This is a genomic window from Sporanaerobacter acetigenes DSM 13106, assembly GCF_900130025.1.
GTDB lineage: Bacteria > Bacillota > Clostridia > Tissierellales > Sporanaerobacteraceae > Sporanaerobacter > Sporanaerobacter acetigenes.
On sequence record NZ_FQXR01000010.1, the window covers coordinates 41,157 to 63,620 of the forward strand.

21 protein-coding genes are annotated in these 22,464 nt (G+C 31.0%); 3 read left to right on the forward strand and 18 right to left on the reverse strand.

Translation table 11 applies throughout. From position 1 onward, the window contains the following. Nucleotides 1-183: 183 nt before the first annotated feature. The 5 genes from alr to BUA21_RS10230 are packed head-to-tail and all read right to left on the reverse strand — an operon-like array spanning nucleotide 184 to nucleotide 4,140. Nucleotides 184-1,359, reverse strand: coding sequence for an alanine racemase (gene alr, locus BUA21_RS10210; RefSeq protein ID WP_084604245.1), 1,176 nt, complete (start codon nucleotides 1,357-1,359; stop codon nucleotides 184-186). Between the two features lie 15 nt (nucleotides 1,360-1,374). Beyond that, nucleotides 1,375-1,980, reverse strand: a complete 606-nt coding sequence (locus tag BUA21_RS10215) for a LolA family protein (protein ID WP_072744732.1) — start codon at nucleotides 1,978-1,980, stop codon at nucleotides 1,375-1,377. A gap of 19 nt (nucleotides 1,981-1,999) precedes the next feature. Continuing rightward, nucleotides 2,000-3,247: an NAD(P)H-hydrate dehydratase gene (locus tag BUA21_RS10220; RefSeq protein WP_072744733.1), complete on the reverse strand. Its 1,248-nt coding sequence runs from the start codon at nucleotides 3,245-3,247 to the stop codon at nucleotides 2,000-2,002. 14 nt (nucleotides 3,248-3,261) lie between these two features. Beyond that, nucleotides 3,262-3,525, reverse strand: a complete 264-nt coding sequence (locus BUA21_RS10225) for a hypothetical protein (RefSeq protein WP_072744734.1) — start codon at nucleotides 3,523-3,525, stop codon at nucleotides 3,262-3,264. A gap of 12 nt (nucleotides 3,526-3,537) precedes the next feature. After that, on the reverse strand, nucleotides 3,538-4,140 hold the full coding sequence (locus BUA21_RS10230) for a hypothetical protein (RefSeq protein WP_072744735.1): 603 nt from the start codon (nucleotides 4,138-4,140) through the stop codon (nucleotides 3,538-3,540). Between the two features lie 184 nt (nucleotides 4,141-4,324). Between BUA21_RS10230 and BUA21_RS10235 the strand changes: the two genes are divergently transcribed. Both BUA21_RS10235 and BUA21_RS10240 read left to right on the forward strand, forming a co-directional pair. Beyond that, nucleotides 4,325-5,581, forward strand: a complete 1,257-nt coding sequence (locus tag BUA21_RS10235; RefSeq protein ID WP_072744736.1) for an MFS transporter — start codon at nucleotides 4,325-4,327, stop codon at nucleotides 5,579-5,581. Nucleotides 5,582-5,667: 86 nt separating this feature from the next. After that, complete coding sequence (locus tag BUA21_RS10240) at nucleotides 5,668-5,919, forward strand: hypothetical protein (RefSeq protein ID WP_072744737.1); 252 nt, start codon at nucleotides 5,668-5,670, stop codon at nucleotides 5,917-5,919. Here BUA21_RS10240 and BUA21_RS10245 read toward each other — a convergent pair. The 6 genes from BUA21_RS10245 to BUA21_RS10270 form a co-directional block, all read right to left on the reverse strand. Continuing rightward, nucleotides 5,916-6,344, reverse strand: a complete 429-nt coding sequence (locus BUA21_RS10245) for a ferritin-like domain-containing protein (protein ID WP_072744738.1) — start codon at nucleotides 6,342-6,344, stop codon at nucleotides 5,916-5,918. The genes BUA21_RS10240 and BUA21_RS10245 overlap by 4 nt on opposite strands. 126 nt (nucleotides 6,345-6,470) lie before the next feature. Further along, entirely contained in the window at nucleotides 6,471-7,121 is a 651-nt protein-coding gene (locus BUA21_RS10250; RefSeq protein WP_072744739.1) for a class II aldolase/adducin family protein, read from the reverse strand. A 10-nt stretch (nucleotides 7,122-7,131) separates the two neighbouring features. Next, nucleotides 7,132-7,902, reverse strand: a complete 771-nt coding sequence (locus BUA21_RS10255; RefSeq protein WP_072744740.1) for an S-methyl-5'-thioinosine phosphorylase — start codon at nucleotides 7,900-7,902, stop codon at nucleotides 7,132-7,134. A 27-nt stretch (nucleotides 7,903-7,929) separates the two neighbouring features. Then, complete coding sequence (locus BUA21_RS10260; RefSeq protein ID WP_072744741.1) at nucleotides 7,930-9,225, reverse strand: amidohydrolase; 1,296 nt, start codon at nucleotides 9,223-9,225, stop codon at nucleotides 7,930-7,932. A 72-nt stretch (nucleotides 9,226-9,297) separates the two neighbouring features. Continuing rightward, nucleotides 9,298-10,665, reverse strand: a complete 1,368-nt coding sequence (locus BUA21_RS10265; protein ID WP_072744776.1) for an MATE family efflux transporter — start codon at nucleotides 10,663-10,665, stop codon at nucleotides 9,298-9,300. 70 nt (nucleotides 10,666-10,735) lie between these two features. Then, nucleotides 10,736-11,536: a M55 family metallopeptidase gene (locus BUA21_RS10270; protein WP_072744742.1), complete on the reverse strand. Its 801-nt coding sequence runs from the start codon at nucleotides 11,534-11,536 to the stop codon at nucleotides 10,736-10,738. Nucleotides 11,537-11,765: 229 nt separating this feature from the next. Between BUA21_RS10270 and BUA21_RS10275 the strand changes: the two genes are divergently transcribed. Next, on the forward strand, nucleotides 11,766-13,415 hold the full coding sequence (locus BUA21_RS10275) for a helix-turn-helix domain-containing protein (RefSeq protein ID WP_072744743.1): 1,650 nt from the start codon (nucleotides 11,766-11,768) through the stop codon (nucleotides 13,413-13,415). A gap of 162 nt (nucleotides 13,416-13,577) precedes the next feature. Here BUA21_RS10275 and BUA21_RS10280 read toward each other — a convergent pair whose 3' ends face one another. The 7 genes from BUA21_RS10280 to BUA21_RS10305 form a co-directional block, all read right to left on the reverse strand. After that, a complete protein-coding gene (locus BUA21_RS10280) occupies nucleotides 13,578-15,332 on the reverse strand; it encodes an ABC transporter ATP-binding protein (RefSeq protein ID WP_072744744.1) in 1,755 nt (584 codons plus the stop codon). A 35-nt stretch (nucleotides 15,333-15,367) separates the two neighbouring features. After that, nucleotides 15,368-16,393, reverse strand: coding sequence for a S8 family serine peptidase (locus BUA21_RS10285; protein WP_072744745.1), 1,026 nt, complete (start codon nucleotides 16,391-16,393; stop codon nucleotides 15,368-15,370). A gap of 29 nt (nucleotides 16,394-16,422) precedes the next feature. Continuing rightward, on the reverse strand, nucleotides 16,423-17,085 hold the full coding sequence (locus tag BUA21_RS10290; RefSeq protein WP_072744746.1) for an ABC transporter ATP-binding protein: 663 nt from the start codon (nucleotides 17,083-17,085) through the stop codon (nucleotides 16,423-16,425). 86 nt (nucleotides 17,086-17,171) lie between these two features. Further along, nucleotides 17,172-19,739 carry an ABC transporter permease gene (locus BUA21_RS10295; RefSeq protein ID WP_072744747.1) on the reverse strand — a complete coding sequence of 856 codons (2,568 nt, stop codon included), beginning with the start codon at nucleotides 19,737-19,739 and terminating at the stop codon, nucleotides 17,172-17,174. A 31-nt stretch (nucleotides 19,740-19,770) separates the two neighbouring features. Then, nucleotides 19,771-19,935, reverse strand: coding sequence for a hypothetical protein (locus BUA21_RS14735; RefSeq protein WP_158281678.1), 165 nt, complete (start codon nucleotides 19,933-19,935; stop codon nucleotides 19,771-19,773). A gap of 86 nt (nucleotides 19,936-20,021) precedes the next feature. Further along, entirely contained in the window at nucleotides 20,022-21,044 is a 1,023-nt protein-coding gene (locus BUA21_RS10300; protein WP_072744748.1) for a radical SAM/SPASM domain-containing protein, read from the reverse strand. Continuing rightward, nucleotides 21,035-22,285 (reverse strand): radical SAM/SPASM domain-containing protein, encoded by a 1,251-nt coding sequence (locus BUA21_RS10305; protein WP_072744749.1) that lies wholly within the window; start codon nucleotides 22,283-22,285, stop codon nucleotides 21,035-21,037. The genes BUA21_RS10300 and BUA21_RS10305 overlap by 10 nt, the downstream gene beginning before the upstream one ends. Nucleotides 22,286-22,464 lie beyond the last annotated feature (179 nt).

Here is a 22,464-nt window from a genome sequence, read left to right on the forward strand (position 1 = left end):
CAATTGCACCCCCAAGCCTTTTGAGATTCCCCCCACAACCAAACAAAAGATAAGCCTCCAAATGTGTTCTGAAAATATATTTAAAAAACAAAATTTATGACCCCAATATTTAATAGTACCAAATCAATTATATTTATTAACTATAATTGTGTCAACAATTCGAATATATTATACAAGTTTTTATTAGTCTAACAAATAATCTACAATTTTTACAATTTCTTTATCTTTTACGTAAACTCTAGGAACTCTTCTTCCAACCATGCACAATACTTCATAACTTATGGTACCTAATGTTTTAGCTACTTCGTCAATGTGAGGAGAACCAAAACTTCCATCTCCAAATAAAATTACTTCATCTCCTATATGAACATTTTCTACATCTGTCACATCAATCATAGACTGATCCATACATATTTTACCTACTACAGGTGCTCTTTGCCCTTTTATTGCCACTTCAGATTTTGAAGTTAAAAGTCTTGTAAATCCATCTGCATATCCTATAGGGATAGTAGCTATTTTACTTTCTCTTTCTGTAACAAATATTTGGCCATAACTGATTCCAGTTCCCTTTGGAACTACTTTAATATTTGATATTTCGGCTTTTAATGTCATGGCAGGTTTTAACTTTACTTTCTCTTTAATTACTTCGTCAGATGGGTAGAGACCATAAAGCATTATACCGCCCCTCACCATATTTAAATTGTATTCTGGCAAATCAATAATAGCAGCACTGTTTGAAGCATGTTTAATGGGAATGTTTAAGCCTTTATTTCCCAATTCTTTTATAGTCCATTGAAATTTTTCATATTGCTCTATTGTAAAAGTTTTATCTAATTCGTCTGCTTTTGCAAAATGAGTAAATATCCCTTCAACTTCAAGATTTGGAAGTTTAGCTATATTTACTATTTCTTCAATAGACTTTTCATCTGGCCTAAACCCTATTCTTCCCATGCCTGAATCAATTTTTATATGGACTTTAGCTTTTCTTTTTAATTTTACAGCTGCATCTGATAAGAATTTTGCACTTTCCATATTGTAAATAGTTTCAGTTATATCTTCTTCTACCGCTATATGATATTGTGAATTTTTGATATATCCTAATATAAGTATTGGTGCATTAATACCAGCTCTCCTCAACTCTATTGCTTCTCCTAATGTGGCTACCGCTAAATAGCAAGCCCCATTTTTAAGAAAAACTTTAGAAGTTTCAATGGAACCATGACCATATGCATTGGCTTTGACAACAGCCATGACTGATATATCCTCTCTGACAATTCTTCTCACTTCTCTCATATTGTGAGCTAAATTATCTAAATCTATTTCAGCCCATGCTGGTCGAATATCTTCTAAACCCTTCAATTTCAGTTTGCCCCCTTATATGTCAGTATCTAACAAGACATCATAATTGAACTGTTCATAAAAAATCTCAGTATTTACTTCCCCCTCTTTATTTAAAATTTCCAACTTATATGGAGTAAAATCTTTTTTATTTATCCAAGCTTTTTCACTCCATCTATACTTGTTTTGAGCTGGTATGTCAATACTAAATATTATGTACTCTTCCCTGCCTATTTTTTCTGTTTGAAATTCAGGTTCTTCTAAAAGACTTAAGTTCATGAAAAAGTTACCTATAAAAAAATCCTTGTTGAGTGAGTTTATGCTTTTCATAGAAATGGTTTGACTTATATTGGGATGTTTTAAAAAAATTTGAGAGCCATCATATATAATTATACACCCAAAACTTTCTTTTGGCTCAATAATTTCTAATTTAATTTTATCTGGTTTTATAAAAGTTTCTTTATATTTATATTTTGATTGTCCCTTGTTGCTCTTAACTACTATGGTTGATATACCTTCATAGTTTTTAAAATCTTTTAGGGTTTTGTTCATATCATCTAAAACAATTTCATCAGTTGGTCTATTGCAAGAAGTCATTAGTATGGAAACAACTAATACCAAACCAACCAATATTTTTTTCATTAAAATATCCCAACCTTTTTTAAAATACTTGAAGAGTTTTAATAGCCTGTGGAATATATTCTATTATATCTCTGGCAATTAAACCATATTCACCTTTTTCCATTTCTGCCAAATCTCCAGCTAATCCGTGACAATATACTCCTAAAATAGCTGAATTTAAAACTTCAATACCTTGGCCTATAAAGCTAGTTATCATACCTGTCAATACATCTCCACTTCCTGCCGTTGCCATTCCAGGATTTCCTGTACAATTCATGTAAATTTCTCCACTTTCTGTAGATACCAGTGTATTTGAACCTTTTAAAACTGTAATTATATTATACTTTTGAGAAGTTTCTTTGCAGTATTTTTCTCTATTTTTCTGTATTTCACCTGTATTTATGTCAACAAGCCTTGATAGTTCTCCTGGATGAGGTGTAATAATAGTATTTTTTCTATTCACAAGAATATTTGGATTTTGAGAAATGCAATTTAATCCATCTGCATCCAGTACAATTGGTTTTTCCGTTCCTTTAAGTATTTCTTCCACTACTCTATTCGTTTCAAAATTCACTCCCAAACCAGGTCCTAATCCAACTGCATCTAAATTCTCAATGATTCCCATCAATTCTTCTATGGATTCTAGCGAAAAATAGCCTTTCTCACAATCTTCAACAGGTACAACTATAGCTTCTGTAAGTTTTATGGATACAATAGAAGCTAAGGATTTAGGAACTATGGTGTAAACAAGTCCACTTCCACTTCTTAAAGCTGCTTGACTGGCTAGACAAGGTGCCCCTGTCATACCAGAACTTCCTGCAATTATTCCTATTCTTCCATAAGTTCCTTTATGACTATTTTTTTCTCTTTTAGGAAGTAATGCTTTTATTTTTTCGTCACATTTAAAATGAATTTTCCCTTCTCCAACAGCTACAGCTACAGCATATTCTTTTTCGTGACTTATAGATAAATGTATATTTTCTATCCCTTTTTTCTTCATAAGTTCCAAAGCCTTTCCATTAAAGTTCACAATTGGCTTGTCAAATTCATCATGGTCAATTTCTATTTCCTTTAAACCTACCTTTCCTATACCTGTCCCAAATACTTTGCTTACTGCCTCTTTCGAGGCAAACATTCCTCCGATTGTCCTATGATTTTCATTTTTATATCTTATATATTCAATTTCTTTAGTTGTAAAAACCTTATTTAAAAAGCCTTCTTTGCTCTTATTTAAAATTTTTTCTATTCTTTCTACTTGAACAATATCTACTCCTATACCTTGAATCATATGCTCTTTCCCTTCTATTTAAAAATGTCTAGAATTCCTTTGTCTAAGGAAATTCCAAATAGTCTTGCCATCACTTGTACAAATTGTACCAAAAAATAAATAAGCCCTATAAAAAATATAGCTACAAAAAACAATTTTATTCCTGTATCCAATTTTTCACTTATTTCAGTATTTTTCTTTTTTAAGATTTTATTATATATAATTGATGAAAAAAAATTAAAAAATATTTCTAACACTCCAATTACAAGAAGTACTAGAAAAAATATCTTGATTTTCATATATTCTCCTTTCTAATCTAGTATTTGCTTGTCTAACTTCTCCATTTCTTTGCTCCCAAGCATTCCATGTAAAAAAGTATATGTACCACTTACCCATTCTTCATAATCATGTTTTTCATTTATAAGTTCTTTTAATCTTTCTTTAAGTTCTTCAAGTTCTTCTGTAGTTTCTTCTAGCTTCTTTTCCTTTATTTTTAATTCCCTATAACCATATTTGACTGTAGCCTTCAAAAGTTCATAATTTGCTTCTCTTATTTGTTTGGGTATGGTTTCCAACTGAAAAGTTAAATCATCTAATTTATCATTTATTTCGTATATTTTCCCACTATATTCATCTAGTAGAGATACCGATTCTACTTTTTCCTCATTGTTTACAGCATCGGATATTCCCAATATCATCTTCATACATTTCAATTTTTCTTTTTGCAAACTAGAAATTTCATTTTCAATTTTTTTTTGTTCTTTTAAAAGCTCTTCCAATTCTTCTTTATGATTTATTATATATTTATCATCTACATCAGAAAATAATTTTATCCAATTTTCGTCTTCTATTAATATGGGAATTTTATTTTTAAGAATTATATTCTCATCTAAATCTATATCTTTTGAAAACATTTTTCCAACCTCCCTTATTTAGATTATACTATATTTTATAATCTATTTTAAATAAGATTTTAGGGCTATTTGTTTGAATTTGTTCTAATATTGAAATAATGCTCTTTATCTCCAATATAGAAATAATTCATCTGTTGATATATAATATTTGATGACTCTAAATTTTACTTCAAAGGATGATTATATGAAAAGAGAATATTATTCTTTTAGAGATAAATTAGTTAATTATAATATAAATGTTAATATTGTAAATGGGATTTTAGCTACTATAGCATTAAATTTAGTCAATCCTTATTTTGCAAAGTTTGCTGAGAGATTGGGTGCTACAGACTATGAAATTGCTTACTTAACCAGCTTGCCTCATTTCGTAAGTATATTTGCATTTATTCCTGGAGCTATTCTCATAGAAAGCTATAAAGATAAGAAAAAAATTACTGGCTCCATCATGACTATTCATAAACTTTTTTATATACTATTGGCCTGTGTCCCATTTTTTAAAGGCGTAAACCAAGCCACTTTATTTGTAATGCTAATAGGACTTATGAATTTGCCTGGTTCCATTGGGACTATGGGTTTTCAATCCAGTATAGGGGATATATTTTTTCCTGAAGACAGAGGAAGGGCCATGGGCCTTAGAAATAGGTATGCTACCATATTTGGCATGATGGTTACCTTTTTATCTGGAGAACTCCTCACAAGAGTTCCTAAAACAAATGAAGATGCTATTCATTTGTATCAAATATTTTTTGCCATAGCATTTCTTGTATCTATGGGAGAAGTTGTATCCTACTTTAAATTTAGAGGAATGAAGAAAAAGAAAAGCAAAGATAAGCATTATATAGACTGTCTAAAGGAAACTTTGAAAAACATACCAAAAGAAAAAGATTTTATTCTTTTTTCTCTTTGCTCTATTTTCTTTCACATAGGATGGATGGGCGCTCAGCCACTATTTAGCATATATTCTATAAAGGTTCTGAAAGCCAATGAAATTTGGCTTAGTGCCCTTTCCATAGCCAGCAGTATTTCATCTATTATAGCATATACAAAATGGGCAAAATTTGCTGACAAAAAAGGAAATAGTCTAGCTTTAAGTATTGCCATAATGGGTATGGGAATAACTCCTATATTGTATGCACTATCCAATTCTATAAAACAATTAGTAATATTCAATGTAATTGTAGGCATTTCTGTAGCAGGCACTAATTTGATACTTTTTAATATATTGTTAGAAGTAACACCAAAGAAAAATAGGACTATATATATAGCCGTGTACAATACTTTTATAGCCATAATATCTGCCATAGCTCCAATACTTGGCATTGCAATAAAAGATGCAACCAGTATAAAAGTTGCATTAGTGATTATAGGAATCTTGAGATTTATAGCAAGTATATTCTTCTTCATGAGGGACAAGCACAACAAGAAAAATTCTTATGCATAACACAATGACACAAGAGGATGGTTTGGTCTGAACCCCGGCCTTATCTTTAACATATAATATTGTAGATATTGTTGGGAGGCTAGAAAATGATAAATGAAGATATTTTAAATATTTTGTCTACATCTATTTTCCAAAAAATAATTGACAATGACTTCATAAAAATAGAGCAGCTGAACGCTGCTATAAATTTATTGATAAAAATGAATATACCTTTTAGTTTATCTTTCGATCAAGCCACAAGAAGTGAAGAAAAATCAGCCACCCTAACTATAACACTTAATCCTTCTACAAGTATAAGTTTCACTATAAATTTTGAAGAAGGGATACATTGCTATTAGTCTTCTTCAAATAGTATGGAAATTCTCATGGCATGTTGAGCCTCTACCGTTCTTGTATTAAAAAATAAATCTTTTAAATATTTATTTGGAGCCATAAGATATTCTTCTCCATATTTTTTATAATCTCTTGTTTCTGCCAGTACACGTTGTTTTAAAGCATCTTCATAGTCAGAAATAACTATTGGTTCTATTGGTCCTGGCATATAATATCTTCCTGTTATCATATAATAGGTTCTTTGAAAATTTTCTGCATGCATTGCTTCATCTTGGCTAAATCCAAGAATTATTTCTTTTGAAAAATCTGTTGGAGCTAGTTTAGCCAACTCTTTATAATAAGCACTATCTTGAAGTTCATCTTGAATATACTCTTCAAGCCTTTTTACAAGCCCAATATAATATCCATAGTCATAATATCCATAATCCATAAAAAATCACCTCCTAAGTTATCTAATATATAATATTCAAATAATCTTAAGAGGTTCTTATAAACACAAGGGGACGGTTCTCCTGTGTTAATTAACACAGGAGAACCGTCCCCTTGTGTGCCTCTTTTATCTCTGACCGTATTTATTTAAATAAAAGTCTCTCATGAAATCCACATCACTTTGAGAAAGAGAAACTGCTCCACCAAGTATTTGAGCATATATTGTAGCTTCTGCTGTCTTTTCTAGTATCAAAGAAATCTTCAATGCTTCTTTTAAATCTCTACCTGCTGACAATGCTCCATGATTAGCTAAAATAACTGCATTTCTGTCCCCTAAGGCTTTCACTGCATTGTGAGCAAGTTCTATTCCTCCTGGAAGAGCATATTCACTTACTTTCACATCTCCGCCTACTATTTGAACTAAATCTTCTGCAGTTCCTGGTATTCCTTTTCTAGCTATAGCAAAAGCTGTGCAAAAAGTACTATGAGTGTGAACAACAGCTCCCACATCACTTCTATTTTTGTACACTTCCAAATGTAGATTGTACTCAATAGAAGGTTTTCTATTTCCATCTACCAATTCTCCATCCATATTAAGTACTACTATATCTTCTGGTTCCAGTGAATAATAGTCCATTCCGCTTGGAGTGATAGCTATCAGATTGTCATCTATTCTTCTGCTTATATTTCCCCAAGTTCCTACAACTAAATTAGTTTTAGCCATGTCTATTCCAGTATTTATAACTTCTCTTCTCTCTTTTTCATATTTAACTGTCATTTCAAACCTCCTACAATTTTATAAGGGAATTTTTACATGTACAATGATCTTGATCTAAATTTTTCATAAATGCACTTATGAACAATTTAGTCACTATCTCTTTTTTTCCTTTCATAGCTCCTTGTATATCATGAATGGTTGTTCCACTAGGCTCTACTCCTGTACACCAATTGCTTATGATTCCTACAGCTGCATAGCACATTCCCAATTCCTTTGCAAGTATCACTTCTGGAACATTGGTCATTCCAACTACATCTCCGCCAAGGATTTTATACATATTTATTTCACTTGCAGTTTCAAATCTAGGTCCTTCGGTGCATACATAAGTCCCTTCGCCTTTTATCTCAACATTTTCTCTATTGGCAACTCTATAAAAAACTTCTCTTAAATTTTCACAATAGGGATTTGTCATATCTGTATGAATGACTCCCTTCTCCCCACCTTCATAAAATGTAATAGGTCTTGCCTTTGTAAAATCCATGAAGTCCGTTATGACAACTATATCTCCTGGAGTATATTTTTCATTCATAGAGCCTACTGCTACTGTTGCATAAATATATTTTACTCCAATATTTTTTAGTGCCATCATATTGGCTCTATAATTGATTAAATGCGGAGGAACTGAATGACCTTTGCCATGACGAGGTAGAAAAGCTATTTCTTCTCCATCTATTTTCACTAATTCAATTTCTACTTCTCCATATTCAGTAGAAACCTTTTTTGTGTAGCTTTCCTCTCCTACATCATAAACTCCAGTTCCGCCAATTATAGCTTTTTCCATCATCTCACCTTCCCTCAAAGTTTTAAATTATCTATTGACTAAACTATGAGCAGCTTTTTCTGCATTGTACATTACTTTTTCTATATCAATAGTCTTTAATTCATATTTCTCCATTAAAACTTTGCCATCTACTATTACTGTTTCTACATCTGAAGCTTGACAAGAATATGCAAGAGCTGAAACTACATTGTGTCTTGGATAAAGATGAGGTTTATTCATATCAACAAGAATCAAATCAGCTTTTTTCCCAACCTCTATAGATCCAATTTCATCTTCCCAATTAAGAGCCTTAGCTCCATTTGATGTAGCCATTTCTATAGCTGTAATAGCTGGTATAGATACAGCACTTTCATTTACAGCTTTGTTTATGACAGCTGCCAAATTCATTTCTTCAAACATATTCAAATTGTTGTTGCTTGAAGAACCATCAGTACCCAATGCTACATTGACTCCTCTATTTATCATCTTTTCTACAGGAGCAAAACCACTAGCAAGTTTTAAATTGCTACCTGGATTGTTTACAACACTTACACCATTTGCACTTAGTATTTCAATATCCTCATCAGATACATGAACACAATGAGCAGCCAAAGTTGGAATTTCAAATAGTCCCAAATCATATACATGTTTTATTGGCGATTTTTTGTATTGTTCAAAGCTATCTTCAACTTCTTTTTTAGTTTCAGAAAGATGAATATGTATTCCTGCTCCTAGTTCTTTGGCTAAATCTATGATTTTTTCTAAATAAGCTGGGCTACAAGTATATGGTGCATGAGGTGCAACCATGACCTTTATTCTTCCATCAGCTTTTCCGTTCCAATTTTTATATAGATTTTTTGTATAATCCAATTTTTCTTTATTGAGTGCTTCGCTTTCTTCTTCTATAGTTCCTCTTGAAAGTACCCCTCTAATTCCTGTTTCTTCCGCTGCCTTTCCCACTTCCTCCATGAAAAAATACATATCTGAAAAACAAGTAATTCCAGATTGAATCATCTCAGCAATACTAAGCATTGCTCCCCAATATACATCTTCTTCTGTAAGATTTGCCTCTACTGGCCATATCTTTTGTGTAAGCCACTCATAAAGAGGTACATCATCTGCATAATTTCTCAAAAGAGACATGGATATATGAGTATGAGCATTTACAAGGCCAGGCATAGCTACTTTATTTTTTCCATCTATAACCCTATCAACTTTTAACTCTTCCTTAAGTTCTCCTATATATTGAATTTTATCTCCTTCTATATAAATATTTGTATCTTCAATTGGCTCTTTTTTAGCTCCCATTGGCAATAAAGTTACATTTTTAATTAAAATACTCATAAAAAAACCTCCTTTTTTGTTCTTAAATTTAGTATACCATAATATGTCTTTGTTTGAAAACAAAAAGAGAAGCTAATGCTCCTCTATCAATAACTCTCCACTGTATATATCTTTTGATTTGTATATTCCATAGCTTGTTATAAGTCTTGAAGTCATATCTATAGCTATTATTATCCATAGTGCCAATATATCCTTTTTGAAATAATAAGCCATGAGTAGTGAAAATGGAATTCTAATACACCAAAGTCCTATTCCTGCTACAATCATAGGAACTTTGGTATATCCTGCACCCCTCAATGCTCCATTTAGTACCCCAGCAATATTTTGAGGAATTTGAGCAAATCCCATGATAAATAAATACTGGATTCCTATTTTTATAACTTCCTCATCCTTTGTCAAAATCCTCATGATTTGTCTTGGGAAAAAGATAAGGGCTCCACCTGTAAATATAGTTATTATAAAAGTTCCTATAGTCAGTTGTTTTAGATATTTTTTGCCCATTTCTCTGTTTCCAGAACCTAAGGACTGACCTATAAAAGTAGTGGCAGCTACGCCAAATCCTGCCGCTGGCATATAGGAAATAGACTCTGCCTGAAGTCCAAGTTGATAAGCAGCAAAAGCCACTTCTCCATAGGAAAGAATGACTTTAGTGATAATAATAGCTGCCAATTGCCAAAATATAGACTCAAGTGATGTTGGCATTCCAACTTTATATATAGAAAACACTTCTTTTCTATCTAATTTAAAAGAATTTGTTCCAAGGGAATTGGAAAGAACCCCATCCTTGCTATATAAAACCCAAAGTCCAAGAATAGCTGCAATAGCCTGTGATAATACAGTAGCAAGAGCAGCCCCTTGAATTCCCATAGGTTTTAATCCGAAATGTCCAAATATAAAGGTATAGCCAAATAATACATTTAGAAAATTCATTATCAATGCAATTTTCATAGGAGTTTTAGCATTTCCCATTCCTTGAAGTATTCCAGCCACGATTAGAACTATAGTCAAAAATGGAAGCCCCCAGGAAACTGTTCTTAAATGAATTGTACCATTTTGGAGCAAAGAAGGACTTGGATTAAAAATTTTTAAAAAATAAGATGCATTCCAAAAAAGTATCTGCTGGAGAACAAGAACCAGTATAACTGATGACATAATAGTTTGTTGAGCTACTTTCCTCAATTTTTCATTGTCATTGGCTCCATAAGCTTGAGCTACAAATACTGAAGCTCCAGTAGCTATTCCCTTAAAAAGAGCCCATACTATTTGGGTGATTCTATTGCTTATTCCAAGAGAACCTATAGCTATAGCATCTATTCTTCCTATCATAGCCATGGAGATAAACCCTGCCATCATCTGCAAAATATTTTCCGCAGTCACTGGTAGAATCATTGAAAGTATCTTTTTTCTTATTATCTTATTTTCATTTTTATCTATTTCCATTTTCAACAGCAATTCTCCTCACACATATATTCAGAGATATTATAATATATTTCGTCCCCCTAAACAAGTATTAAGTCAAAAATAATACTGCTCTCAACACATCAAAATAATCTATAGTTTTTATGACTATGGTCTTGGGTGAAGTTTGCACTGCTCCTGGATAAAACGAATTTCTAAAAGCCATGGTATGAGCTGTATATCTAATTTCAAGTTCAAATTCATCAGGTAATTCTATCTTGCACTTATTTAAATCTCCCTTTAGTGCCTTTTCTACTCCTTCTTTGATGAGTTTTGTAGCTAATTCTGGATGAATACTTACAGTTGAATCTCCAATTCCTTCATTTACTGCTACTGTAACTATATTCTCATTTAAATTATTTACTTCTTCGCAAAGTCCCTTGTCTCCACTTAAAAATGCAACAGGAATTCCTAAATAAGCTGCTATATAGGAATGCAATAAAAACTCGCTACAAATAGTTCCATTCAATTTTATATAGTCAATAGTAGAACTGTTCATAGTATGGGCAAGAGGATTAAAATTTGAGCTAGCACAAGAATGATATCCTGTGTACATCAATGCATCAAAGGATTCATCCAATTCTTGAACCATTGAAAATGGATGTCCACTCCAACCCCTTATGAGCTTTACATTTTCAGGCAATTTTGCTGGATTTATATTTCTTCCTGACTCATGGGCATCTTTGACCCAAATTTCTTCTGCTCCTGCCTTTAAGGCTCCCCTGCAAGCAGCTTCTACTTCTCTTGTCATCTGCTGTGCAAAATACTCATAGTCTTGTTTGCTCTTTGTTGTCTCATCCCAATGGGTAATACCGGTAGTGCCCTCAATATCTGCACTCAAAAAAACTTTCATATTTCCGCCTCCTTTATATAAACAAAATAGTTATAAATATATTCAATATTTTATAAAACAATTATATCATTTAATTTATCCTTACAACATCTTTACTTGTATTTTTAAAAAAATTTTTACTCATTAAATTTTCTAAAAATGGGAAAACTCTAATGTTATACGCACTTGCATATATTAATTTAATGAAGTATACTAGTAAAAACATTCTAAATATAGGGGTGATCTCTCAATGAAAATTCAAGAACTATTTGATCTTGGCAAAAATTTTAGTGACTTGGAAATTGTTTCTGGAAATGAATATTTAAATAACAGCATTAAAAATATTAGAATAATGGATATTCCTTATGAGAACTCCCAATTTAAAAAAGGGGATTTTGTTATAGTTTCTCCTGATATTATTGTTAAGGAAAAGATAAATCTTGTCACTATTTTAAATGTACTCAAAGAACAAAAAATTGGTTTATTGGGATTTGTATCTAACAATAGCATAAGTGATGAAATTATTAAACACTTCCAACAAATAATTAAACTCTATGAAGTCAATTTCCCAGTCATTAAAATACCAGCAAACAACACTTATGAGGATATCATCTCTACTCTTAAATATACAAAAGACATAAATAGTTTCTTAGTCAATCAATTTAAGAATAATCTTATTAGTTTAAAAAACACGAATTATTTCTCTACAAACAACATTCTTAATATACTCACACATTATATAAATGGTCTTGTACTGCTATTATCAACCAATGGAGAAATAATTGATTTTGCCGATGCCAATCCTTTGGATGAAGAGAAAAAAATACTTACAGATACTATGTCGACTTTAATCAAAGACAATGAATCAAACACTTTATCTACCCTTAATCCAATTGTATATAATGGTAGTGATGAAATCTATACAATATATCCATTAGAAACTTATGATAGAGATTTAGGATATCTTTGCATAGTGGAAGAAATTGACAAGATAAGTGACAGTGAATACAATATCAAAATTTCCAATGAAGCTATACCTTTTATAATTATATCTTTGATGACTTATCATGAAAAGGAGCTTATATACAACAAGTCCAAAGAAGAATTTGTAAGAGGTATATTGTACGGATTGTATTCTGATAAAAATATTGTTGAAAAAGAAGCCAAATTTTTCAATATAGAATATAATTTAAAAAGATTTGTATGGATAATCAACATAAGACCTTTAAAAATAAGGCATTCAGATCCATTGGAATCAGAAAAAATACCTGCAAATATTATAAATGAAACTTTAAATATTGCCAAAGCTAGTTTTTATGATGACCATGCTATAACAAATACTTCCTCTATTGTATTTATAAGAATAAAACATGATATTCCCAATGAAAAACTACTTCAAAAATACAATACTCTTTTAAATACATTGGAATTTCAAATGCCTGAATATAAATTTTCTATCGGATTAAGTAGGGCTTATGATACCTTAGATGATTTGAATTTAGCCTATGAAGATGTAATTTTTAGTTTGAAAATAGGTGCTAAAATATTTAAAAATGGGAAAAGTATTTATGCTTATGATGATTTGATAATATATCATCTTTTATATAAATATCCTAGCAATCCTATACTTGAAAGACTATATAACAATGGAATAGGAAAAATATATGCATATGATAGAGAAAACAACACTCAATTATTTGAAACCGTTCAAGTACTGATTAAACACAATTGCAATTTTTCTGAAACATCTGACAAACTATTCATCCATAGAAACACATTATATCAAAGGCTTAAAAAAGTTGAAGAAATTACAGGTTTGGATATGGATAGTTCTGAAACCAGACTTGTATTCCATTTAGGACTTAAAATACATGACCTTTTTTCATTAAATTTAAAATAATATATTGCATAAGATAAAAAAATAGGCTTTCTTTGTTGTTGAATTTTCTCAACGAAAGCCTATTTTGTCCCTATCTTTAAAACAATGGTCCTACTTGATCCCATGGGCTAAGTATTGTTGGAGCTTTATTTTTGTATAATAGAAGCATTTATATTATAAAATTTATGCAATAGAATCTGCATCTGAATCCATACTTTGTTCCTTCAAAAATCTGTAATAATATCCCTTCTTTTCTACCAATTCTTCAAAGTTCCATTTTTCCACTGCTTTTCCTTTATGTATTACATATATGACATCTGCATCTTTTATTGAGGATAACCTGTGAGCTATTTCTATGACTGTTTTATCTTTTAAAAATTCTTTCATGTTTTCGGATATTTCTTTCTGAGATATGTTGTCTAAGGCTGAGGTTGCTTCATCAAATATTATTATTTTTGAATTACTCAATATGGCTCTTACTATGGCTATTCTTTGTTTTTGTCCTCCTGACAGTTTTACTCCTCTTTCTCCTACTATTGTGTCAAATCCTTGGGGAAGATTTAAGATGAAATCATAGATCCCCGCTTTTTTACATAAATCTTCTACATAGTTCCTATCTTTATTTTTTTCTAAGGTTAAATTGTTTATGATTGTATCGTCGAATAATAAAAGATCTTGGGTTACTATTGAGATCTCTTTTCTTATACTTTTCAAATTGTATTCTTTTAATGGTATTCCGTCTATTATTATGTTCCCTTCGTCTGTATCCCAAGGTCTGTACAAAAGTTCGATTATTGTTGTTTTCCCACATCCACTTGCTCCTACCAATGCTGTCGCTTTTCCGTTTTCAAATTTTAAATTTATCTTATCCAAGATTTTATTGCCTTTATTATAAGAAAAGCTGACTTCGTTGAATGAGATATTTCCTTTGAAGGCATCGGTACATCTTTTACCTTTATTGTCTTGTTTTATGGTTATTGGTTCGTCCATTATATTAAATACTCGGTTAATTGAGACTGAAGTTCTCTGTATTTTGGTGTTTGCGTTTATTATTTCCATGCAAGGTCCTATGAACATTCCTACATATTGCTGAAATGCAATGAGTTCACCGAAGGTCATCTCTTTGTTTATTATTTTATATCCCCCGTATCCATAGATTAATATTGTTATTAAGCTGCCCAGAAATCTTCCCCATGAGGAATTGCAGGAAATTATGACGTCAAGTTTTACGAATTTTTTTATGATGCTTTTTTCTTTGTGTATATAGTTTTTAAAGAATTTAAATACGGATTTTGTTATTACTACGTTCATTATGTTCGATATGTATTCTTCTATTATGTTTGATATGTTTCCTGCTTTGTTTCTTATTTCACTTATTCTTTCCGATATGATCTTGTTGAATTTAAATTGGCTGAACATCAGAATGAATTGAAGTAATACAACTAAAATCAGCAGGCTCGATTCCATTTTTATTAGAAAGAATAAAGCCATGACGGCTGTGAAAATGTCTATTATTAATGAGAATAATACGTCGACTCCGAAGCTTTCTATGGTGTATATGTCGTTTTCTATGGTGCTGAGTATATTCCCAGTTTTTATGTTTGTAAAATAATTTCCCGATAGTTTTGATATATGTTTTAGGATATTCATCTTCAAATTGATTGAGACTTTTTTCTGCATCTTGGAATACATATACTGCAGTATTATATTGAGCATGGCTGTTATGAGGCTTATTAAACCGTATAATATTGCAAGTTTTATCAATAATTTAATATTGCTCCCCTTTATGGCATCGTCAAGGATTCTCTTTATCAGCTGAGGCTGAAAAAGACCCAATACAGATATGGAGAGCATTATGATAAAGTATATAAGCATAATGCCTTTACTGTTTTTTAACAATATTTTTAAAAACCTTTTTATGTTTTTCCTTTCGTTCATTTTTTCATCTCCATCATTATCTATGTTAATGGAAATTATATATTATCTTTTTGATATGATAAGGTCTTTGCTACAAGATTCGTTAGGGTTTCTATTGATACGAAATCATATCTTGATATATTAGGATAATCAAATTTAATATTAAATTCTCCTTCCAGTTTCTTTAACACTTCAAAGCAGTTATCATATGTTAATCCGATCTTTCTGCTGAAAAGGCTGTATTCATATATACCATCAGATTCATCTAATTTTAGTGCTTCTTTTACGGCATCCGCTGTCTTTAAAAGAATGGGACTATTTTTGTCATATAAATTTTTCTTAAAGTCGGGGTACCTTTTGCTTGCTTCCAAATCCTTTTCTGTCCAGTTGTTTCTACAAGCCATCCTTTCGAGTTTGTCATTTAATGATTCAAATGTCATTTCCGGTTCTTCCGATAACATACGGGCAATCTTTCCCGTAAGTTTTCCCGCTGCCTGACTGTTGCATTTTCCGAACAGAGCATAAGAATTTCCTGGTTTGCAGTTCATATACGGGTTATTGTCCATGATGCACTGAATATCTTTATCTTTGTTGTACCAGAAAGAGTTCTCATCTTCCAATATAAAACCCTTAACACCTATAACATTGTCAAAGGAAGCAGGATAGCTTTTCTCAAATCCGTTTGCAAGGGAACATACAATTATCTTGCCTTTTTCTTTCAACTTCCTGCATATTCCGTACAGATCTTCCACTTCTTCATTTTCTATAACCGACAAGCTCAAATTTATAAGCCTGAAATCCTTATCCAAGAAATACTTTAAGGCTTCTTCTAATATCTGTATGTTTGTCCTTCCCATTTCATCAAGGACTTTCACCGCAAATATTTTCACATCCTTGAATTCTCTCTTTATAACGGAGGCACAGGAAGTCCCATGGCCGTTTTCATCTTCATAATTATCATCTACCGTTATATATTCATCATCACAGCTAAAAGACATTCCTCCTATTATATTATCTTTCAGATATTCGTGATTTTTATCAACTCCCGTATCCATCAGTACTGCCTTTACTTTATTTTTCATATGTACCACCTTTGCTCACTATAAAACATCTATTGAATTTTTCCGTCTACTATAGAAATCACTCTCTCTGCTTTCTTAGCTATACTGGTATTGTGGGTTATAACTATCAGCGTTTGATTGAATTCCTTGCTGGACATTTCAAGAAGCTCCATTACTTCTTCAGTAGTTTTTGTATCCAAATTTCCCGTAGGTTCGTCTGCAAGTATTATACTTGGCTTTGCTGCCAATGCCCTTCCTATAGCTACTCTCTGCTGCTGCCCTCCTGAAAGCTGATTTGGAAAATGTTCTCGTCTTTCAGTGAGTCCCAAAAAATTTATCAGTTTATCTATATATTCTTTATCAGGTATTTTTTTATCAAGTCTTATTGGCAGCTCTATATTTTCTCTTACTTTTAATACAGGTATTAAATTATACTGCTGAAATACAAACCCTATATTTGTTCTCCTGTATTTAGCCAGCATGTCCTCCGAAAATTTATATATATCATCACCGTTTATTTCAACGGTACCTTTCGTTGGTCTGTCAAGGCCTCCCAGAAGATGAAGAAGCGTCGATTTCCCGCTTCCGCTGGGTCCTATTATTGCTACAAACTCTCCTTTATCTACTCTCATATTTATATTCTTCAATGCATATACTCTATTTTCATCTTCTCCGTAAATCTTATTTAAGTTTACAGTTTTTAATATAGGCATAAATTAAATCCCCTTTCATTATTTTTCTATTTTATAATACTTACAGGTTCAACTTATTTATAATTTTTCTTATTTTTTAAAAATTTTTATTCATTATTTCTTATCATATCAACTACTGCTGTTTTTCTTATATTCATAGATGATAAATATGTTGTTAAAATTGTTATTATAAAGTTTACAACGATAATAAAGAGATATTCCCTCCATTGTATCTTAAAAATAGGATTTATATATATAGTTAGATATTTCTTATATAAGATATACTGAACTAGCACTCCGAATATAATTACCGCCATGCTTGATATGGCTCCGTATAGGGAACCTTCCATTAAAAACATCTCCTTAAGGCTTTTGTCCGTAGTGCCGATAGCTCTCAGCATCCCAAATTCCTTCATTCGAGATGCGATATTGTATTTAATGTTGTTTGCTATATTAAATACTCCCATAATAAACAGCACCATTACAATTGCATTCATAAATCTCTGCTTATTTTTATTCAATATATTAAAGTTTTCTATTTCTTTATCCAAATCTCTTAGAATTACTCCCGGCTTCTTCTCAATTACCGATTTAATTTTGTTGTTCAAAACATTGTGATTTATTCCTCTTTCTTTGTTTACGCTTACAATTTTATACTGAGTTATTCCGGTATCCTTTTTAAATATATCCGAAGATAAGACAACATCAACACTGTTATCCGTAGTATAATAATTATCATAATCCAGAAGATTGTTTACCACCGCTCCCACAGTATACTCCTTATACTCATAGCTTTCATCATTATAATTGACTTTCCATCCCTCTTCCGTATTTGTCCCCTTGGTTGAAAAAGCAATTCTTACTTTATCTCCTATTTTAAAGTTTGCAACATAAGGATTTTTATTTTCCGTATTGACAGGATTAGGTATCCTTATAACGGCAATATTTTCTTTTTTCATCTTGTCAATATCGATTTCTCCTTTTACCAAGTATTTTCTCAGTTTGTCAAGGGATTCATCGTCATAGCCGTACATATTATTTTTTAAAATATATTCTTCCGATCTGTCCGCTGCCTTTAAATTCTTGACTAACATCCCGTTCATTATATCTTTTGTATAAGGCTTGCTGTTTACGTCTTCAAAATACATTGGCTCCGATATATGTTCTCTGCTTGTCATCAGCCTCGAATACATTACCTGTATGGCGGATAAATCCTTCACTCCCTTCAAAAATTTTATTTCTTCTAATTCATCGCTGCTCAATCCGTCCGTTTTTTTTGCACCGGGTACAAAATTTATCTTATAGTCCGAATTGTATCCCATCATATCTGATATGTTGTCTGCCTGCCCTTTTTCCATAAAACTTAAGTAACTTGCGTTTATAAACAATACTCCCGCAATACTTATTGATAAAACAATCATCAGAAAGCTCCTGCCGTTGGAAAGAATATTCCTTATAGTTATGATTGAATATACTGACAAATTATTCCTTGATGCTGCCTTTTTATAGGTTTCCTTCTTGTGATTTTTTCCCTTGCCTAAATTTTTCCTTATAGCTTCTATAGGTGATATCTTTGATATGGTCATACATACTGCCACAGTAATCAGAAGTATAACCGATACTATAATAAATACAGGTATAATGAAAGCTTCCTTTGGTATAACAAGCTTCCCTATAGTAACGGCTCCTTCTGTGAATACATTTCCGACTAAACCGCTTAATAACTCTGATCCGATTAGTCCCAACAAATAACCTATTGGAATGCTTATGGCACTTAAAACGACTAGTTCACATAATGTTATTCCGACCACCTGCTTCCTGCTGCTCCCTACGGCTAATAAAATTCCATATTCCGATATCCTCTCAAGGATGGATATGCTGTATATCCCGTATATAACTATGAAAGAAACTGCCAACACTATAAAAAATGAAAAAACAGTATTTTTATCAATATTATATAAATTTTTGTAAGCCTCTATTAATTCCCTGTTTTTTATTATGTTATCGCTCTTCATATTTAGTTTCTTGGACAGTAAGGCTGTTGATTTGTCTATACTGTTCTCATCCTTAAAAGTCACCATGCCCACATTCGTATTTCCCTCAAAATTATGAGCCAGAGGCAAAAATACTTGAAGTGTCATTGTCCTTTTAAATTCAGACCTGTCTCTTAATATACCAACTAATTTATATGTCCTTTCTTCATTTCTGTCTTTCAGTTTGAGTCTTACACTACTGCCTACCTTGAGTTCTTCTCCAAGTACGTCTAAAACCCACTCTTCGGCGGCAATTTCATTATCATTTTTCGGATATCTCCCTTCTTTGATAAATGAATTCTCATTAAAAGAACTTCCTAATTTTATGTATTCTGTATTTGCTCTTATAACATATAAATAAAAATCATCACTTAAGGCAACTGAATCATAGTATCCTGCAAATCCTCTGTCTTTTATCGACTTGTCTTTTTTAATTTTTTCTATCCGGATATTGTCTAAATTTTTAAAAACAGTATTATAGCTCCCCATCTCGTATTTTACACGGTCAACATCTGCCTGATTGGCACTTTTATTTAATATTGTGATACTTACAATAATGGCAACACTCAAAATCATGCCAATCAAAATAGAAAAAGTCCTTTTTTTATAATACCTTATATATTTTAACGATAATTTAAACATATAATATACCTCCTTATTGACAAAATACAAATTAAGTTAATGTACTTACATAACTTGGTGCTTCACCTTGCTTATGACAATCATCTTGACAGTCTTGACCTCTTTGGTAAACAACACTTTGTCCTGGTTTAGTACAATTATCTTGTGCAATAATATCGACTAATTTTTTATCATTAATTTTTTTAATCTTCAGCATATTCTCCCCTCCTTCCCGATTTGATTTATTTATTCCGGTAATTACAGCAAATTATTATTGCCGGAATTAATCCTTAAAAACATAGTTTATATACATTTATTTAAACTATATTTAAGATTTTCAACTGCACAATGTATTGCCGGAGGAGTAAAATAATCACCTGTAGTCAGCTTATTTACTATTCTGCATCTTGAGCCGTCACAATAATTATATATACTGCAGCCTCTGCATGCACATTCTCTTTCACATTCTGATTCATATATTATTTTATTTCTTCTATCTTCATCTAAACCAGAAAAAATATTTCCCATTTTAAACCCTTTCCTGCCGGCAGAAGCAATACATGGATATAAATCTCCGTTTGAATATATATTTATGCTTTTATTCCCCATATTACATTTTCCTTTATTAATATATTGAGGTTTTTCTAATAATGATATATGAACATTTGATGTTCCCCTTGCCTTTATATATTCTCTCAACTTAATTATTGTTATTTTCAAACATTCCACATCATCCTCATCCCAATTAATATCATAATTATTGCTGGCCGGTACAATATATTTAAAGCCTTCATCAATTAAAAACTTAATATCATCATAAAGATTATAAACAGTATTTGAATCATAGGTCATTCTAATTCTAATGTTACCTATTTCTCTTTCTAAAATTTCAGCATTTTTTAAAACTTTTTCAAAACTGCTATTGCCATCTTTAAAAGGCCTCATAGTATCCTGCGTTTTTTTGTTCCCATCTAAACTAACCGTTAAGTCGTATATTTCGTTCTTTAAAAATAAAATTATATCTTTATCTAATATCGTACCATTTGTAGTTATCGCAAATTTAAAATTTTTATCTTTCTTTCTATAATTTATTTTTTTTACTATATCTTCTATTAAATTAAACTCAATTAATGGTTCTCCTCCATGAAATCTTACCATAAGATAATCATTCACGTTATCTTTATATTTACCGAAATTTTCAAATATAAATTCAATCGACTTATCAATAATTAGTTTTGGCATAGAAAAATTACTTTTTTCATCACCTACATAACAATACTTGCAATTCATATTACATTTATTTGTTATCCATAACGTTATTGACATAAATATTCACCCCACACTCTTTTAAATAAAATTGGTTTTAATTTATCACACCTATTAGAAAAATTTCTAATATTTTTAATATCTACCAAGCTTCCCGGACAAGTCCAACAAAATATATTAACTTTACAATCTCGGCATTCCGAAAATCTTTTATAAATAACATCCTCTAACAAATCATAATTTTTGGTAAATAATTTATCGGCAAAATCATTCGAACATAAGTTCCCTAATAACATATTTTCGTTCATAAAACTAGGGCAAGGATAAACATCCCCATTATATCTTACGATAACTTCTTCACTCCCTGCACTGCATGTACATATATTAATCGAACCGCTATAATCGTCGGAAAGATACTTTTTAGATATAAAAAATTTTCCTCCACTATCATCTAAAAAATACCCATCATTATATTTTCCTCTACCTATAGGTGAGAATCTCCTTAGCACAGGATGAGTCCCCAAACTTTTGTTTAATTCAATAAACTTTTCTTCCATGTCCTCATTTTTATCACCTACAACCATCGACAAAGTTATATTATTATAGTTCACCTTTTTCAATTTTTCTATATTCTTTATAACTTTTTTAAATACACCCTTACCCCTAATTTGTGAACAGCTTTTTTCATCAATACCGTCGATACTAATATCTATTTTATCAACATTTTCTACTAAAAAGTTTATATTTTCATCATCGATTAATGTTGCATTAGTTGCTAATATTATTTCCCCGCTATACTTATTTCTTAAATATATTAATAATTCTATAAAATCTTTTCTAATCATGGGTTCTCCCCCACTCAACATTATTGAATCAGGGTTCCAAGGTAGTACCCTATCAAAAAGAGTTTTTATCTGTACTGTTGAGAGTTCATATCTATGATTAATATCCGCATCTACACAACAATGGATACATTTCAAATTACATCTATTAGTCAGTTCAAAACTGATGGATTTAATATTCTTAGATTTAAAAGTATTATTAACAAGCTTTTTATTAAAAAGTCTGTTATAGACTTCTGTCATAAACTTTTTATCTTCATCATTTACTATGCAGTTATTTAATTCATTAATATTTAATTCATTAATATTTAATTTATTATTTACGGCATATTTAAATATATCATATACTTCCTTCGACACCCTAATCCATTGTCCATTTTTTCTATTATATATTACAACTTTATTATCACATTCAATAGTGCGTGTATAATTACTAAAAGCAATCTTTGGAAGGTTCATTCTGTACACCCCATTTTAAAAATAATTCTTTAGGTTCACTTATAAAAATGATCACCCATTATTTATTCACAGTCTGTTTATTACCCAAAACTATATTATTCTTTTTACTATTATGTCTGAATTGTAATGCAGCTAAAATATTGTTAATGTATTTATTTTACAATGTCATTAAATCATAT

Excerpts from the sequence above, each read along its gene's own strand:
- BUA21_RS10285 (WP_072744745.1), bottom strand. The coding sequence starts at position 16,393 with ATGAAAAATAAAGTAAAGGCAGTACTGATGGATACGGGAGTTGATAAA.
- BUA21_RS10265 (WP_072744776.1), bottom strand. The coding sequence starts at position 10,665 with ATGGAAATAGATAAAAATGAAAATAAGATAATAAGAAAAAAGATACTT.
- BUA21_RS10215 (WP_072744732.1), bottom strand. The coding sequence starts at position 1,980 with ATGAAAAAAATATTGGTTGGTTTGGTATTAGTTGTTTCCATACTAATG.
- BUA21_RS10275 (WP_072744743.1), top strand. The coding sequence starts at position 11,766 with ATGAAAATTCAAGAACTATTTGATCTTGGCAAAAATTTTAGTGACTTG.
- BUA21_RS10230 (WP_072744735.1), bottom strand. The coding sequence starts at position 4,140 with ATGTTTTCAAAAGATATAGATTTAGATGAGAATATAATTCTTAAAAAT.
- BUA21_RS10250 (WP_072744739.1), bottom strand. The coding sequence starts at position 7,121 with ATGACAGTTAAATATGAAAAAGAGAGAAGAGAAGTTATAAATACTGGA.
- BUA21_RS10245 (WP_072744738.1), bottom strand. The coding sequence starts at position 6,344 with ATGGATTATGGATATTATGACTATGGATATTATATTGGGCTTGTAAAA.
- BUA21_RS10220 (WP_072744733.1), bottom strand. The coding sequence starts at position 3,247 with ATGATTCAAGGTATAGGAGTAGATATTGTTCAAGTAGAAAGAATAGAA.
- BUA21_RS10270 (WP_072744742.1), bottom strand. The coding sequence starts at position 11,536 with ATGAAAGTTTTTTTGAGTGCAGATATTGAGGGCACTACCGGTATTACC.
- BUA21_RS10300 (WP_072744748.1), bottom strand. The coding sequence starts at position 21,044 with ATGTCAATAACGTTATGGATAACAAATAAATGTAATATGAATTGCAAG.
- BUA21_RS10240 (WP_072744737.1), top strand. The coding sequence starts at position 5,668 with ATGATAAATGAAGATATTTTAAATATTTTGTCTACATCTATTTTCCAA.
- BUA21_RS10260 (WP_072744741.1), bottom strand. The coding sequence starts at position 9,225 with ATGAGTATTTTAATTAAAAATGTAACTTTATTGCCAATGGGAGCTAAA.
- BUA21_RS10290 (WP_072744746.1), bottom strand. The coding sequence starts at position 17,085 with ATGCCTATATTAAAAACTGTAAACTTAAATAAGATTTACGGAGAAGAT.
- BUA21_RS10305 (WP_072744749.1), bottom strand. The coding sequence starts at position 22,285 with ATGAACCTTCCAAAGATTGCTTTTAGTAATTATACACGCACTATTGAA.
- BUA21_RS10255 (WP_072744740.1), bottom strand. The coding sequence starts at position 7,902 with ATGGAAAAAGCTATAATTGGCGGAACTGGAGTTTATGATGTAGGAGAG.
- BUA21_RS10280 (WP_072744744.1), bottom strand. The coding sequence starts at position 15,332 with ATGAACGAAAGGAAAAACATAAAAAGGTTTTTAAAAATATTGTTAAAA.
- BUA21_RS10235 (WP_072744736.1), top strand. The coding sequence starts at position 4,325 with ATGAAAAGAGAATATTATTCTTTTAGAGATAAATTAGTTAATTATAAT.
- BUA21_RS10225 (WP_072744734.1), bottom strand. The coding sequence starts at position 3,525 with ATGAAAATCAAGATATTTTTTCTAGTACTTCTTGTAATTGGAGTGTTA.
- BUA21_RS14735 (WP_158281678.1), bottom strand. The coding sequence starts at position 19,935 with ATGCTGAAGATTAAAAAAATTAATGATAAAAAATTAGTCGATATTATT.
- BUA21_RS10295 (WP_072744747.1), bottom strand. The coding sequence starts at position 19,739 with ATGTTTAAATTATCGTTAAAATATATAAGGTATTATAAAAAAAGGACT.